Source organism: Geodermatophilus sp. SYSU D00710 (genome assembly GCF_054050195.1).
The window spans coordinates 115,942-130,845 of record NZ_JBJGYX010000003.1; the positions used below are offsets into that span (position 1 = coordinate 115,942).

Sequence of the window (14,904 nt, forward strand, 5' to 3'; positions counted from 1 at the left end):
CCTGGCTGGCATGCGTGGGCGCCCGGCCGGCGGCCAGTCCGTGCAGCATCACCATCTGGCCGCCCACGAGAACCCAGCCCGACGGGTCCAGTCGGCCGGCCAGGTCGAGGACGAGGTCCCACAGCCGGTCGAGCGCTCCGGTGAGCGGCGGCAACGCGACGGGCGCGGGCGCGCTCACCCGCGGACAGCGGCCAGGGCCGCGCCGAGCAGGTCCAGCCCCGCGCGCCGGGTGCGGACGTCGGCCGACTCGGCCAGATCAACGGCGACGACGGCTGCCGGCATGTAGCCCAGGCCGGCCAAGGGCAGGTCGGGGAACCGCGGAACCCGGACGACGAGGTTCGGCTCACCCCGGTCGGACAGGCCCAGGTCGCGACGGAGGACGTCGAGCGTCGCGGAGCCGCAGTAGAACTCGGCCGGGGCGCCGGAGGTGACGATGTCGGCCCCCACCGCCTCGGCCGCCGTGATGCCGGAGGGGGCGACGCCGTCGGCGGTCAGCACCCGATCGCGATAGGCCGGCAGGACTCGCAGGCCGAACCGGTCCGCGCGAGCGCGGGTGGCAGCGACCAGTTCCTCGGGGCCCGACGTCCGCAGCCGCGTGCTCATCCGGGACCGGCCCGACCGGTCCAGCCAGGGCGCGTTCTCCCCGGACAGCTCCCACAACGTGGCCCACGCGGTCGGCGGGGACAGGACGCGTCCCGCGGCGACCGGCAGCCGTGCGCGCTCGTCGACCGCGTCCTCGGGGAGCACCAGGGTGCGCCCCACCCGCTGCGCGGGCAGCGTCCCGACGCGGACCAGGCGTCGCACCTCCTGGGAACTGACCCCCAGTCGGACCGCGGCCTGGTCGACCGTCAGCATGACACCTCCTGCGTCGCGGAGATAATGCGCTAGCGCATCTATTCTGCAGCAGGAGCCTCCTGCGGCCGGCCGACACGCCGCTCGCGCTCAGCCGACGCGGCTCCAGGTGCCGCAGCCGTCCGTGGAGAAGGCGACATCGGTCGGCTGGATCTCGGCGTAGGCCTGACCCTCGGAGAACTCCCAGGCGAGGACGGCGTCGTAGTCGCCGGTGAGGTCGCTGAGCCGCTGCCAGGAGCAACCCGAGCCCCCGCCGGTGGAGCGGTAGGTGCCGGGCTGGATGTCGGAGCCGACCAGGAAGGTGCCGTCCTCGAAGCCGCTGCTGACGTCCGGCCCGTCGAAGGCCGCCGGTTCCCACCGGCCGCAGTCGTCGGTCGAGAACGCGACGTCCGTCGGCAGGATCTCGACGTAGGTCAGCCCGTCGGAGAACTCCCAGCCCAGCACGGCGTCGTACTCACCGCTCAGGTCACTCAGCCGCTGCCAGGAGCAGAACCGGCCGCCGTCGGCCCGGTAGAGCCCCGGCTGGATGTCGGTACCGACCAGGTAGGTGCCGTCCCCGAACCCAGGAGGCTCCGGCGCCGGCTCGGGCGTGCCCGCGGTAGGCGCGGCAGTCGGGGCGAGTGGAGGGGCCGTCGTGGGATCCGACGCCTCGGACGACTCGTCGGTGGAGGCGGCGTCCACGATGACGACCAGGACGAGGACGAACAGCACCACGACGACGGCGATGATCCCCAGGACGGAGTACTGGGGCCCGGGCGGCGGGCCTCCGGGCGGCGGCGGAGGCGGCGGCCCCCAGCTCGGCGGCGGTCCCGGAGGACCCACGGGAGGCCCGGGCGGCGGACCCCACACCGGTGGCCCTCCCGCACTGCCCGCCGGTGGTCCCCACGATGGCGGCGAGCCGGGTGTGGCCCACGGCGGCGGGAGGCTGCCGGGCGGGGGCTGGCGTTCTCCGTACCGGCCCTCGTCTGCCGGCTGGTGCATCCGCGCGGTCCTCTCCTCGGTGGTTCGAGCCGACGGAGTATCGCTACCGGACCGGCGGTTGCCTGCGCGATTCGCCCGATGGGGCGACGCGGGACGCCGTCAGCCCCGGGACGCGGCCAGCCGCTCCAGCGCCGCGGTGAAGCTGCCGTTCCACAGCCCCAGGTGCGGCCAGCGCTCGGCGACGTGCGCCGTCGCCTCCTCGACCGACATCCCCTGCTCGCGCACCAGCCAGCCGCGCAGCACCAGCCCGGTGCGCGACGCCCCACCGTGGCAGTGCACGAGCACCCGGTGGCCCTCGGCGTGCAGCGCGGCGAGGTCGTCGAGGACGTCGGCCAGCATCACGTCGAGGTCGACGTTGTGCTCGTTGTCGGCGATGTAGGCCATCCGGTGGTTCGGATGCGGGAACGGCTCGCCGAGCCGGCACAGCGAGATGACCGCGAAGTCCTCGTCCGAGTAGCGCGCGCCGTCGAGGTTGCCCGCCCAGATCCCTGGCAGCACCTCCACCGGACCGAGCCGCGGGATGACGCCGGGGTCGAAAGACGGCACCGGCTTGCCGTCGAGCGCCGCGACGAGCTGCTGCAGGTCGGCCAGCCGCCACACCCGGTCGCCGTGCCCGGGCACCCGACCGTGCACCGGCGAGGACCACCGCATCGGGATGCCACCCATCCCGTACACCGCCCCGGCCAGCCCGCCGGCCACGCACGCGACCGTGTCGGTGTCGCCGCCGAGGCCGACCACCAGCCGCAGCACCTCGGCGAAGTCGCGCCCACGCCGCAGCGCCCACAGCGCCTGACCGAGCGTCGGCCACACCGCGCCGTTCGACTCCGTGGCCCGGTCGGGCGACCAGTCGGGCGCGAGCACCGTCGCCCACCGGTCCCGGTGCTCCGGCGCCACCAGCGACAGGGCACCGGGGACGGCGGCCAGCGGGTCGCCGCCGTCGAGCGCCACCCGCAGCAGCTCGTGGAACACGGCGCAGCCCTCGCCGGCCGCCGGGTCGCCGTGCGTCAGTGCCGAGATCCGCCGGGCGGCGTCGACGGTGGCCTCGGTGCCCGAGCGGGAGAACCAGATCGCCGCCGGCGTCGTCCGCATCAGCGACCCGTTGCCCGCCGCGTGCCCCGACCGCGCGAAGTGCGCGGCCGCGGCCGAGGACCACGGCAGGCCCGAGGACAGGACGGCGCGGGTCTGGTTGCCGATGTCCGGCGGCCCGGCCGCGGCCCAGGTCGCGAACCGCCCGAACAGGTCGGCCTCGTCGAGCCCGCCGCGCTCGACGAGGGAAGCAGCCACCAGCAGCGCCATCTGGGTGTCGTCGGTGAACTCGCCCGGCTCCCACCCGAGCGACCCGCCGCCGCACATCTCCGTCGCGGCCCCGCGGGCAGGTGACGGGAAGCGGGCCGAGAACGCGCCCGGCGGGCCGAACTCGAACGGGGCGCCGAGCGCGTCACCCACCGCCGACCCGACCAGCGCACCGGCCACCCGGTGCGAGCGGTGCAGTCCCCGTGTCACGTCAGCCAGTCTGCGTGGGGTGCCTTTATCGCTACAAAGGCACCTCGAGCCCGGCGCGGAAGGCCCCGATCGCGGCGCCCGCATGAGACCGTCCCGTCTCGATGTACCGCACCGACGGCTCCCTGGTCCTGAGCCCCACCGACCTGACCCGCCACCAGGCCTGTCCGCACGTGACGACGCTCGACCTCGCCGTCGCCGACGGCCGGCTCACGCCGCTCGCCGAGGGCCCCGACGACCACGCCGCGCTCATCGCCGACCTCGGCACCGAGCACGAGCTCAAGTACCTCGACGCGCTGGAGGCCGAGGGGCGGACCGTCGTCCGCATCCCCGCCCGCTTCGACGCGGCCGGCCGCCGCGAGGCCGAGGCGATGACCCTGCAGGCCATGCGCGACGGCGTCGACGTCATCTCCCAGGCGTCGTTCTTCGACGGCGTCTGGGGCGGGGCGGCCGACTTCCTCCTGAAGGTGCCCACCCCCTCGGCTCTCGGGCACTGGTCCTACGAGGTCGCCGACGCCAAGCTGGCCCGCCGCGTCAAGGTGCCCGCGCTGCTGCAGATGGCCACCTACGCCGAGCGGCTCACCGTCCTCCAGGGCAGGCAGCCCGACCGCGTCTGCGTGATCACCGGCGACGGCGTCAGCAACCCGTGGCGGCTGGTCGACGTCGCCGCCTACGCCCGCCGCGCCCGCGCCAACCTCACCGCCTTCCTCGCCGACCCGCCGGCCACCGAGCCGGTCCCGGTCGCCTACTGCAGCCAGTGCACCTGGAAGCCGCGCTGCGACGCAGAGCTCGCCGCCGCCGACGACCTCTCCCTCGTCGCCGGCATGCGCAAGGACACCCGCGCGGCCCTGCGCGCCGCGGGCATCACCAGCCTCGAGCAGCTCACCGACGCCGACCCCGAGACGCTCCGGGCCGCCCGCATCGGCGCGGCCACCCGCACCCGCGTGCAGGAGCAGGCCCGCGAGCAGCTGCGCGAGCGCCGCACCGGCGTCCCCACCCGCACGCTGCTGCCGCCGTCGGGACCCACCGGCCTGCTCCGGCTGCCCGAGCCCAGCCGCGGCGACCTCTACCTCGACTTCGAGGGCGACCCGCACTCCGGCGACGGCGCGGGCCTGGAGTACCTCGCCGGCATCGGGCGCCGCGACGGCTCCTTCACCGCGCTGTGGGCGCACGACCCCGTCGCGGAGCGGCAGATGGTCGCCGACCTGGTCGACCTGGTCCTCGACGCCTGGCGCGCCGACCCGGGCATGCACGTCTACCACTACGCCGCCTACGAGGTCAGCGCGCTCAAGCGGCTCACCGGGCGGTACGGCGTCCGCGAGGCCGAGCTCGACCAGCTGCTGCGCGCGGAGCGGTTCGTCGACCTCTATCCGGTCGTCAAGCAGTCGATGCGGATCAGCAAGGGCTCGTACTCGATCAAGAAGGTCGAGGCGTTCTACGGCCGGCAGCACACCGGCGACGTCGCCGACGCCATGAGCAGCGTCATCGCCTACGAGCAGTGGCTCGCCGACCGCGACCCGAAGCGCCTCGAGGCGATCGAGCTCTACAACAAGGACGACGTCGACTCGACCCGCGAGCTGCACGACTGGCTGGAGGAGCAGCGGGCCGAGCTGGAGTCGCTGTACGGCGGCCAGCCGCGGCCGATGCTCCCCGAGGCGACCGGCCCGGCACCGCGGTCGGAGGCCGAGGCCGCCGAGCTCGCGCTGGTCGAGCGACTGCAGGCGGCCGGGCACGACCTGCTCGGCGACCTGGTGCAGTGGCACCGCCGCGAGGCCCGCCCCGGCTGGTGGGAGTTCTTCGCCCGCGCCGACCTGGACGACGCCGCGCTGGTCGAGGACGGCACGGCGCTCGGCGGGCTCTCGGCGCCGGTGGAGATCGGCCAGGAGAAGCGGTCGAAGCTGTACGAGTACCGGTTCCCGCCGCAGGACGCGAAGCTGCAGACGGGCAAGCCGGCCGTCGACGTCGACACGCGGGCGAGCGTGGGCACCGTCGTCGCGCTCGACGCCGTCGAGGGCCGCCTGGTGGTCAAGACGTCGAAGCCGGCGGTCGCCGCCCGCGGACTGGGTCCGGGCGGGCCGATCGACGACAAGGGCCTGCGCGAGGCGATCACCGCGACCGCGGAGGACGTGCTGGCCGGCCGCGACTGCCTCGGCCAGGCGCTGCTCGAGCGGCGGGTGCCCGCCGACTGCCGCCGGCTGCCGGACGAGCAGGCCGGCGACGCCGTCGTCCGGCTCGGGCTGCGGCTCGACGGTGAGGTGCTGGCGGTGCAGGGCCCGCCCGGCAGCGGCAAGACGCGGGCGGCGTCGCACCTGATCCGGGCGCTGCTGGACGCCGGCAAGAAGGTCGGCGTCACGGCGACCTCGCACGCCGTCATCGGCAACGTGCTGGCCGCCGTCGGCCGGCCGGCGCTGCAGAAGTGCGACGAGCACCAGGCCTGCGGCGCGCCGGGGGTGGAGTGGTCGAAGGACGGCAAGGACGTCGCCTCCCGGCTGCTGGACGGCGACGTGTCGCTGGTCGGCGGGACGGCGTGGTTCTGGACCCAGCCCGACCTCGCCGAGGCCGTCGACGTGCTCGTGGTCGACGAGGCGGGGCAGTTCTCGCTGGCCAACGCGGTGGCGGTGGCGCGTGCGGCCCGGTCGCTGGTGCTGCTCGGCGACCCGCAGCAGCTGGCGCAGCCGACGCAGGCGGTGCACCCCGGGGACTCGGGGCTGTCGGCGCTGGAGCACCTGCTCGAGGGCCACCCGACCGTGCCCGTCGGCCGCGGCGTCTTCCTGGACACGACCTACCGGATGCACCCGGCGCTGACCGCGTTCGTCTCCGACCTGGCGTACGAGGGCCGGCTGGAGTCGGCGCCGCTGCGCGAGCGGATCACCGTGCGGCCGGGCGGGCTGGTGTCGGGGTCGGGGCTGGCGGTGCGGTCGGTGTCGCACACCGTCGCGGCGTCGGCGTCGTCCGCCGAGGAGGCGGCCGAGGTGGCCACGGTCTGGCGGTCGCTGCAGGGCGTGGGTTGGGTGGACCACGAGGGCGCGGAGCGGCCGATCGGGCCGGAGGACGTGCTCGTGGTGGCGCCCTACAACAACCAGGTGGCGCTGATCCGCTCGCTGCTGCCCGACGGTGCGCGGGTGGGGACGGTCGACCGGTTCCAGGGGCAGGAGGCGCCGGTGGTCGTCTACTCGACGACGTCGACGTCGGCCGAGGAGGCGCCGCGCGGGGTGTCGTTCCTGTACGACCTGAACCGGCTCAACGTGGCGGTGTCGCGGGCCAAGGCGCTGGCGGTGGTGGTGATGAGCCCGCTGCTGCTCGACGCCGCGGTGCGCACGCCGGAGCAGCTGCGGCAGGTGAACGCGATGTGCCGGCTGGCCGAGATGGCGCAGTGACCGTCGACCTGCCCGACGGCTGGGAGCCCGAGCCGCTCACCCCGGACGACGCCGCGCTGGCTTCCCTGCTGGGCGTGTCGGTCACTGCGTTGGCGCGGGCGCTGGGCGCCGGCTGGCGTGAGGTCGACGCATCGAGTCCTGTGGGTCCCGATCTCCTCGAGCACCAGCGGTGGTTCGTCTCCGGGGCACCCGCCCAGGTCGCGGTCGGCTGGGACGGCTTCGGCTTCACGCTCGCGCGGCCCGAGCCGCGGTGGCACGGCGTCTGGCCCCTGGTGTGGGAGTTCGTGGCCGACCGCGGCTTCCAGGCCGAGGAGGTCCTGTACGAGCCGGAGGTGCTCGCGGAGGCCGCCGAGGAGATCGCCCGCCGCCGGCGCCGGACCTTCCGCTGGTGCCCGATGTGCCGCGAGGTCAATGCCCGCGAGTGGGTGCACGACAACACTGGTCTGTGCATGGGCTGCGCCGAACGCTTCCTCGGCGTCAAGCACTGAGGGGGACGCGCGAGGACGTCAGGCGGCGGGTGCCAGTGGTGCGGGGACGGTGATCTCGGTGCCGTCGGGGCGCCAGGTGCGCCATCGCCCGTCGGGTTGCCGCTCGACGCGGAATCCGTGGTGGACCTTGGTGTGGTGCCGCTCGCACAACAGCGCACTGTTGGCCAGGCTGGTGTCGCCGCCGTCGATCCAGTGCACCAGGTGGTGCACGTCGGCCCAGTGACTCGGGGCGTCGCAACCGGCGAACACACAACCCCCGTCGCGGAGTTCCACCGCGCGGCGCAGCTGCCGGCTGACCAGTCGTTGGCTGCGCCCGAGGTCGAGTGGGCTCCCGTCGGGCCCGAACACCACCCGGGAGATGGCGCCGTCGCAGGCCAGCCAGCGGGCCCGGGCGGCGGAGATCGTGGCGCCGAAGCCCATGGTGGCGGCGCCGGGGCCGGTGGCGGGGTCGGCCAGGTCGTCGAGGTCGACCCGCACCGCGATGTGCGGCTTGACCGTCCGCAGGACGGGCAGGTGGCCGGCCGCCAGGGCATTGTCGGCGAGCTGGACCCAGGCGTCCCCGAACCGCTGGGCGCGGGTCCGCTCGTCCCCGGCGGGCCGATCCGCCTGCACGTGCGCCTCCAGCGCCGCCTGCACCTTCTCCCCGCCCACCGCGTCGAGGTGGAACCGTCCGGACACCGTGCCGTCGGCGTGCTTGGACACCGTCAACGAGCGGCCCTTGGTGGGGTCGGGCTCGGGCCCGTCCGGGTCGAGCGCGTCGAGGTAGCGCTGCACGACCTGCACCAGGTCGGCGTGGGGACAGTCGAGGGCGACCTGGGTCAGCGCGGCGTCCATCGCGGCCAGGTCGACGTCCTGGGCGGCGGCCGCGGCCCGCCGCTCCGGTGTGACCACCCGCGCGGCCTCGGCCACCTGCTCGGCCGACACCCACCCGGCCTCGTGCGCCTCGGCCAGCGCCGGCAGGTGCTCCAGCGCCCGCCCGTTGCCCACCAGCCGGGACGCCGCCGCCGAGGAGAGCCGGCCGTGCCCGCGCAGCCACGACGCCATGCTCTTCTGCCCGTCGCGCTCGGGGGCCTGGGCCAGTTCGGCGGCGCGCACCCGGCGGGCCAGGGCGGCGTCGATCCGGTTGCGCTCGGCGATGAGCGCGGCGACGGCCTCGAGGACATCACCGGTCTCCCACCCACCCGAACACATGATCGAATACTAGCCGATCAGCAGGAGGTGGACAACTCAAAACCGCAGGTCAGAGCCTCGTGAGGTGCCATTATCGCTATAAAGGCACTGGCCGGTGACGCCGGTGTCGACGGTGAGCCCGGGCGGTCAGGGCGGCGGCTGGGCCCCGACCACACCCGCGACCACCGCGGCCGCCTCGTGGCCGGCGCGGACCGCGTCCAGGACCGGCGCCCCCGACCGCCAGCCGGCCAGCACCCCGGCGGCGACGGCATCCCCGCAGCCGGTGGTGTCGCGGAGCCGCCCCTCCGGCAGGGGCTCCACCGGCACCTGCCACGCGCCCGCCGCGGTCAGCACCCGGGTGGGCCGCGCGCCGGCGTGCACCAGGACCAGCGCCGGCGCCCACGCGGGCAGGTCGCCGTCCAGTCCCAGCACCGCGGCCTCGACGGCGTTGCAGAACAGGACGTCCGGCCGCAGCGCCACGAGCAGCTCCCGATACGCGTCGGCGCCGTGGCGCTCGATCCGCGTCGCGGCCGCCACGTCGACGGTGACCGGCACGCCGGCGTCCCGGGCGAGCGAGGCGGCTGCCCGGAGCGCGTCCGGGAAACGGCCGGGCAGCAGGTCGTAGCCGTCGAGGTGGACGGCGGCCGCGTCGGCGAGCCACGCGGCGCGGACGTCGTCCGGCTCGAGCCCGCCTTCGCCGCTGTCGGTGAGCAGCGTCCGTCCCCCGTCGGGGTGGACGAGCACCGTCGACAGGGGAGTGCGGCCACGGCGGACCACCGCCGTCTCCACCCCGCGCCCGGCCAGTCCGGCCAGCAACGTGTCGGCGAGCGGGTCCGCACCCGCCCAGCCCGCGAGCCTCGCCGGGGTGCCGCGACGGGCCAGGTTCGCCGTCACGTTGGCCGGCGCCCCGCCCGCCGTCGTCGTCCGGACCACCCGCTGCTGGCCCCCGACCACCAGCGGAGCGGTGAGCTCCAGCAGCTGGTCGGCGACGAGCTTGCCCACGGCCACCACCGGTCCGGAGCCGGCGCGGCGGGGCCACCGGGGACCGTCCTCGTGCACCACGACACGAGAGTGCCCCGGCCGGAGAGCCCGGCCGGGGCACCCTTCCGCGACGTGCGTCAGGCGACCCGGCGGGCGCCCGCGTAGCTCGGCATCGAGTCGAGGTCGACGACGGCCACCGGCTTGCCGGCGGTCGAGGCGTGGACCATCTGGCCGTTGCCGATGGACATGCCCACGTGTGACACCGGGCTGTAGAAGAAGACCAGGTCACCGGGCTGGAGGTCGGCCTTCGCCACCGCGGTGCCGAAGGTCGACTGGGCCTTCGACGTGCGCGGGATCGAGACGCCGGCCGCCTCGTAGGCGAAGCTGGTCAGGCCCGAGCAGTCGAAGGAGTCCGGCCCGGTGGCGCCGTAGACGTACCGGTCACCGACCTGGGCGAGCGCGGTGTCGACGGCGACCTGGGCCGCGCCGGTGGGCGCGGGCGCCGGCGCGGCGGCCACCGTCCCGGTCGCGGTGCCACCACCACCGCCCGCGGCAGCCGAGGCCGGGAGGGGCGAGAGGACGATGCCGGCTCCGGCGATGGCCGCGACGGCGATGCCGCGGAACGAGCGACGAGCGGTGGACGTGCGTGCGGTCGTCATGGACGACGGTTCTCCTGTTCTCCGCGACCGCCTACCGGGTTAGCTGACGGGTTCGGACGGAGGAGTCGCCCGGCGCGACGAGTCGCGCTCCACCCCAGTGCTGCAGTGGGTCCCCGGCCCGGGCTGCCGGTGGGTTCCGGCGCCCGGTTCGGCGTGGCCACCAGGTGTCGCACGGGGCGCGACGAAGGACCCTGGCGGACCGGCGACGACGGTAGGGAGGGGTCAGGGGGCCCTCAACCGACGGAACGCGGCGCCACGCCCGGCGCGGACCTGCGGATTTGACTGGCCTCCCGGACCCGACACGCCAGCGCGAGCACCGCGCACGCCCAGGTCCTGGACACGCGGCGGCACCCGGATGGGCGCCGACACGCCGGACGGGACGAGAAAGGACGCAACGGTGCGTCCGCACGCCCCGTCAGCGGCCCGCCACCGGTGGAACGGGTGAAAGGCCGGGATCCCCACGGTTGCCCCGCGCGTTGACGGGGCAACGGGACAGGAGCCGACAGGAGGAGGACCCCGTGGGGATGTTGAGGAAGCTCGTGGCTTCGGGCGTCGCCGCCAAGGTGGTGCAGGAGCTCCAGAAGCCGCAGAACCAGGCGAAGATCAAGCAGTTCGTCCGCGACTTCCAGAACAAGAACAAGAAGGGCGGCACGAGCGGCCGGGCCTACTGACCGACCGACGCCCTACCGCGCCCCCCGTCCCGCTCCGGGACGGGGGGTGCGGTGCTCCCCGCGCTGGTTGCCGCCCCCTTGCCGGCTCTCCCGGCGCTCTGCGGGCGCGATCGAGCCGACAGAGCACGGGATCAACCGGCACAGTGCGTCTCGGGGCGACGGTTTCCGCTGCCGGCCGGCCGGGCACCCCGGCACCGACCGGGGTGAGCCCAGCCGGCCGGTCGGTGCACGGCGGAGGAGGTCCGCAGTGACCGAGGGCTCGATGACCGGACGGCCGTACGGCGGCACGAACGACCGCTCGGGGCAGGACGACGACGTGCTGCCGGGAGAGCGCCCCGTCCACGACGACGAGGACGCCGAGGTGGGCGCCGCGCCCGACCAGTCGCCCCGCGCCGGTGAGGGCGGGATGGGCACCGGCGACCGCCCGGGCTTCCCCGGCAGCTGACCGCCTCGTCCCCGCGCCGCGTCATCCCCGCCGCCTTCCGGCGTCTCCACAGATGCGGGGACCGATGGAGGCGAGGGACGCGATGACGACCACGAGCACGACCAGCGCTACAGCAGGCGCGGACGGGACCGCCGGGCCCCCGACCGGAAGCCGACCGCAGGAGCGGCTCGAGCACGTGGAGGCACTGCGCCGGGCAGCGACCCACCTGGCGACGGCGGAGTTCCTCGAGCGCCGCGCCGACCGGTCGGTCAACGCCGCGCTCGGCGGCCTGCTGCGCGAGCGCGCCCGCGAGCGCCGGCGCCGGGCCGGGGGGATCCTCGCGGGACTCGGGATGGGTCCGGCGGCCCGCCGGTGCCTGGACGGTGCCCCCGCGCCGGCGTGACCGCCGGGGACGCCCTCAGGCCCGGCAGCCGATGGGGCCGCCGTGGAAGTCGACCATGTCGGGCCAGATGTCCGCCAGCGGCAGCCGCTCGCCCGGCGGCCGGCCGTCGAGCTCGGCGTACGCCCGGTGCAGGTTGCCCACGAGCCGCTCGGACTCCTGCCACGCCGCGTACGGGTTGTCCGCGTGCCGGCGCGCGGTCTCCAGCGGCGACCACCCGGCCGCGTGTCCCTCCCGCGCCGTCGCGTCGACGAAGGCCGCGTAGCCGGCGAGCTCGTCGAGCAGCCGGGGGACCTGGTCGCCACGGCACACCGGGCCGTGCCCGGGCACGAGCACCTCCGGCTCCAGCGCCCGCAGCGCGGCCAGCGCCCGCGGGTACCCGGCCACGCTGCCCTCGGCGAGGAACGGCTGGCCGCCGGCGAAGGCGACGTCGCCCGCGAAGGCCACCCGCTCGCCGGGCAGCCAGACGACGACGTCGCCGCGCGTGTGCGCCGGGCCCACCGCATGCAGCTCGACTCCCCGCTCCCCGAGGTGGAGGGTCAGCGCGCCGGTGAAGGTGACGTCGGGCGGGCGCACCTCCAGATGCCCGTAGTCCGGTCCGGTGAGCACCTGTGCGGCGATCAGGCCCGCGGCGAGCTGGTCCTCCCGTGCGTGCTCGTGCCCGACCACCGGCGTCCCGTCCGGCACCAACCAGTTGCCGAAGGTGTGGTCGCCGTGGTGGTGGGTGTTCACCAGCGCCCGCAGCCGGCCCGGGGCGACGCCGTCCACCGCCGCGAACAGCGCCCGGTTGCGCGCCTCGGTGGAGGTCGTGTCGACCATGACGCCGGTGCCGTCGTCACCGGTCACGACGCCGGTGTTGTTGATCATCCAGCTGCCGTCGGGCTGCACGTAGGCGAAGACCCCCGGCGCGACCTGCTCGAGCCCGGCCGCCTCGATCGACGTCGTCACCGGGTCACTGTCCTGCACCGGGGACCGCCGGGGAAGCGGTCCGGCGTGCTCGTGCTCTGCACACAGGGGTGTGCAGAGCACGAGCGTCCGGGGAGGACTCAGTCGCCCTTGACGTTCACCACCTGGCGCAGCGTGTGCCGGATCTCCACCAGGTCCGCGGCGTCGGCCATGACGACGTCGATGCTCTTGTAGGCGTCAGGGTGCTCGTCGAGGAACGCGTCCGAGCGGCCCCAGGCGATGCCCGTCATGCGCCGGTCGAGGTCGGCCCGGCTGAACTGCTTGCGCGCGGCGGTCCGCGAGAACGCCCGGCCGGCACCGTGCGGCGCCGACTCCAGCGACTCGGGGTCGCCCCTGCCGACGACGACGTAGGACGCCGCGCCCATCGAGCCCGGGATCAGCCCCCACTGGCCGCGCCGCGCGGAGATCGCCCCCTTGCGGGACAGCCACACCTCGCGGCCGTGGTGGGTCTCGCGCTCGGTGTAGTTGTGGTGGCACTGGACCACCTGCTCGCGCCGGACCTCGCTCGTCAGGAACCGGGACACCTGCTCGGCGACGCGGTCCATCATCTCCTCGCGGTTGAGCGCGGCGAACCGCTGTGCCCAGCGCAGTGCCTCGATGTAGGCGTCGAACTCCGGCTCGCCCTCCTCGAGGTAGGCGAGGTCGCGGTCGGGGAGGTCGACGCCGCGCTGCCGCGTGCGCTCCTGCGCGACCCGGATGTGCGTCGACGCCAGCCGGTTGCCCACCCCGCGCGAGCCCGAGTGCAGGAACAGCCACACCCGGTCGGCCTCGTCGAGGGAGACCTCGATGAAGTGGTTGCCCGAGCCCAGCGACCCCAGCTGCAGCGGCCAGTTGAACGCGGCGCCGTCGGCCTGCTCCACCCCGGGCAGTGCCCGCAGCTCCTCGACCCGGGCCGCGGCCGTCTCGCGCAGCTTGCGGTTGTAGCGGCCGGCCGACAGCGGGACCGCCCGCGCGATCTGCTCGTGCAGCACCGCCAGGTTGCGGCCGCGGACGTCGTCGCCGGTGAACTGGGTGCGGACGGCCATCATCCCGCAGCCGATGTCGACCCCGACCGCGGCGGGGATGATCGCGCCGTCGGTGGGGATGACCGAGCCGACGGTCGCCCCGAGCCCCAGGTGCGCGTCGGGCATGAGCGCCAGGTGCGGGTGGATGAACGGCATCGAGGCGGTGCGCTCGGCCTGCTCCCGGGTGGCCGGCTCGAGGATCGACGCCCAGCTGAGCAGGCGGTCGCTGATCTTCTCCATGGTCCTTTCTTCCTGCTGCGCGGAGCCCGGTCCCCGCGGTGCCGTCGGTGGGCCGGGGCAGTCAACGCGCTCGGCTCGCGCGGCGCGACCGCATTACCCGGATGCCCCCCCGCGGACCCCGGCGTGCCGTTTCCGTTCCGCGGGGCACGGGCAGCCCTGGCGGCGGACCCGGCAGCCGCACAGTGAGGACGACACGACATGCAGGTCGGACTGAAGCTCGCCACCGAGGCCTTCCCGCCGGACGAGATCGTGCGGCAGACGGTCCGCGCCGAGGAGGCCGGGTTCGACTTCGTCGAGATGAGCGACCACTTCCACCCGTGGCTGGACAACCAGGGGCACAGCGCCTTCACCTGGTCGCTGCTGGGCGCGATGGCGGCGAAGACGGAGCGGATCGGCCTGGTCACCGGGGTGACGTGCCCGATCATCCGGTACCACCCGGCGGTCATCGCGCAGGCCGCGGCGACCGTGCAGCTGCTCTCGGGCAACCGGTTCACCCTCGGGGTGGGCGCCGGCGAGCGGCTCAACGAGCACGTCGTCGGGCGGGGCTGGCCGGCGGTCCACGTGCGGCACGAGATGCTGCGCGAGGCGCTGCAGATCATCAAGCTGCTGTGGCAGGGCGGCTACCAGACCTTCGAGGGCAAGCACCTGCAGCTCGAGGACGCCCGCGTCTTCGACCTGCCCGACCAGCTGCCGGTCATCGCCGTCGCCAGCGGCGGGCGCAACGCCTCGGCCCTGGCCGCCGAGCACGGCGACGGGCTGTTCGCCACCGAGCCGCGCGCGGACCTGGTCGGCGCCTACCGCGACGCCGGCGGTTCCGGTCCGCGCTACGCCGAGGTGCCGCTGGCCTGGGCCACCGACGAGGACGCAGGCGCGCAGGAGGCGCTGGAGACCAGCCGCTGGGCGCTGACCGGCTGGAAGGTGATGAGCGAGCTGCCCAACCCGGTCAACTTCGAGGCAGCCAGCTCCACGGTGCGCCTCGAGGACGTCAAGCAGCAGTTCAGCTGCGGCCCCGACGAGGACCAGCACGTGCGGCACGTGCAGCCCTACGTCGACGCCGGGTTCGACCACATCGTGCTGCAGAACGCCGGGCCCGACCCCGACGGCTTCATCGACGCCTGCGCCGGTGGCCTGATCGAGCGGGTCCGGGGGCTGACGGCCTCCTGACCGGTCGCGACGCGCCGGGCGCGGGAC

General features: G+C 75.0%; 14 protein-coding genes and 1 riboswitch. Of the genes, 6 read left to right on the forward strand and 8 right to left on the reverse strand.

The features are described from left to right. Positions 1–174 precede the first annotated feature (174 nt). The 3 genes from ACI78U_RS02445 to ACI78U_RS02455 all read right to left on the reverse strand — a co-directional run bounded on the left by ACI78U_RS02445 (position 175) and on the right by ACI78U_RS02455 (position 3,336). Positions 175–855 carry an excisionase family DNA-binding protein gene (locus ACI78U_RS02445; protein WP_456873701.1) on the reverse strand — a complete coding sequence of 227 codons (681 nt, stop codon included), beginning with the start codon at positions 853–855 and terminating at the stop codon, positions 175–177. An 87-nt stretch (positions 856–942) separates the two neighbouring features. Next, the gene (locus tag ACI78U_RS02450; protein ID WP_456873702.1) at positions 943–1,566 is read right to left on the reverse strand and encodes a hypothetical protein; all 624 of its coding nucleotides are present in this window, start codon (positions 1,564–1,566) and stop codon (positions 943–945) included. 366 nt (positions 1,567–1,932) lie between these two features. Beyond that, a complete protein-coding gene (locus tag ACI78U_RS02455; protein WP_456873703.1) occupies positions 1,933–3,336 on the reverse strand; it encodes an ADP-ribosylglycohydrolase family protein in 1,404 nt (467 codons plus the stop codon). Between the two features lie 101 nt (positions 3,337–3,437). Here ACI78U_RS02455 and ACI78U_RS02460 point away from each other — a divergent pair, with 101 nt between their 5' ends. Together ACI78U_RS02460 and ACI78U_RS02465 are read left to right on the forward strand one after the other, a co-directional pair. Further along, entirely contained in the window at positions 3,438–6,710 is a 3,273-nt protein-coding gene (locus ACI78U_RS02460) for a TM0106 family RecB-like putative nuclease (protein ID WP_456873704.1), read from the forward strand. Next, entirely contained in the window at positions 6,707–7,198 is a 492-nt protein-coding gene (locus ACI78U_RS02465) for a hypothetical protein (RefSeq protein WP_456873705.1), read from the forward strand. Before ACI78U_RS02460 ends, ACI78U_RS02465 begins: the two co-directional genes overlap by 4 nt. A gap of 18 nt (positions 7,199–7,216) precedes the next feature. Here the strand turns inward: ACI78U_RS02465 and ACI78U_RS02470 are convergent, their stop codons facing one another. The 3 genes from ACI78U_RS02470 to ACI78U_RS02480 all read right to left on the reverse strand — a co-directional run bounded on the left by ACI78U_RS02470 (position 7,217) and on the right by ACI78U_RS02480 (position 10,008). Next, positions 7,217–8,389 (reverse strand): DUF222 domain-containing protein, encoded by a 1,173-nt coding sequence (locus ACI78U_RS02470; RefSeq protein WP_456873706.1) that lies wholly within the window; start codon positions 8,387–8,389, stop codon positions 7,217–7,219. A 126-nt stretch (positions 8,390–8,515) separates the two neighbouring features. Continuing rightward, the gene (locus tag ACI78U_RS02475) at positions 8,516–9,430 is read right to left on the reverse strand and encodes a carbohydrate kinase family protein (protein WP_456873707.1); all 915 of its coding nucleotides are present in this window, start codon (positions 9,428–9,430) and stop codon (positions 8,516–8,518) included. Positions 9,431–9,486: 56 nt separating this feature from the next. Then, entirely contained in the window at positions 9,487–10,008 is a 522-nt protein-coding gene (locus tag ACI78U_RS02480; RefSeq protein WP_456873708.1) for a C40 family peptidase, read from the reverse strand. A gap of 12 nt (positions 10,009–10,020) precedes the next feature. After that, positions 10,021–10,172: riboswitch (cyclic di-AMP (ydaO/yuaA leader) on the reverse strand. 354 nt (positions 10,173–10,526) lie between these two features. Here ACI78U_RS02480 and ACI78U_RS02485 point away from each other — a divergent pair. From ACI78U_RS02485 to ACI78U_RS02495, 3 genes are all read left to right on the forward strand, one after another. Beyond that, on the forward strand, positions 10,527–10,679 hold the full coding sequence (locus tag ACI78U_RS02485) for a hypothetical protein (protein ID WP_456873727.1): 153 nt from the start codon (positions 10,527–10,529) through the stop codon (positions 10,677–10,679). 247 nt (positions 10,680–10,926) lie between these two features. Further along, positions 10,927–11,124 (forward strand): hypothetical protein, encoded by a 198-nt coding sequence (locus ACI78U_RS02490; protein WP_456873709.1) that lies wholly within the window; start codon positions 10,927–10,929, stop codon positions 11,122–11,124. 175 nt (positions 11,125–11,299) lie between these two features. Beyond that, positions 11,300–11,506 (forward strand): hypothetical protein, encoded by a 207-nt coding sequence (locus ACI78U_RS02495; protein ID WP_456873710.1) that lies wholly within the window; start codon positions 11,300–11,302, stop codon positions 11,504–11,506. A 15-nt stretch (positions 11,507–11,521) separates the two neighbouring features. On the opposite strand, the gene ACI78U_RS02500 is transcribed toward ACI78U_RS02495, so the two are convergent. Together ACI78U_RS02500 and ACI78U_RS02505 are read right to left on the reverse strand one after the other, a co-directional pair. Then, complete coding sequence (locus tag ACI78U_RS02500) at positions 11,522–12,451, reverse strand: MBL fold metallo-hydrolase (protein WP_456873711.1); 930 nt, start codon at positions 12,449–12,451, stop codon at positions 11,522–11,524. Between the two features lie 98 nt (positions 12,452–12,549). Further along, positions 12,550–13,713: an RtcB family protein gene (locus ACI78U_RS02505; RefSeq protein ID WP_456873712.1), complete on the reverse strand. Its 1,164-nt coding sequence runs from the start codon at positions 13,711–13,713 to the stop codon at positions 12,550–12,552. A 198-nt stretch (positions 13,714–13,911) separates the two neighbouring features. Here ACI78U_RS02505 and ACI78U_RS02510 point away from each other — a divergent pair, with 198 nt between their 5' ends. Then, complete coding sequence (locus tag ACI78U_RS02510; RefSeq protein ID WP_456873713.1) at positions 13,912–14,877, forward strand: TIGR03557 family F420-dependent LLM class oxidoreductase; 966 nt, start codon at positions 13,912–13,914, stop codon at positions 14,875–14,877. Positions 14,878–14,904 lie beyond the last annotated feature (27 nt).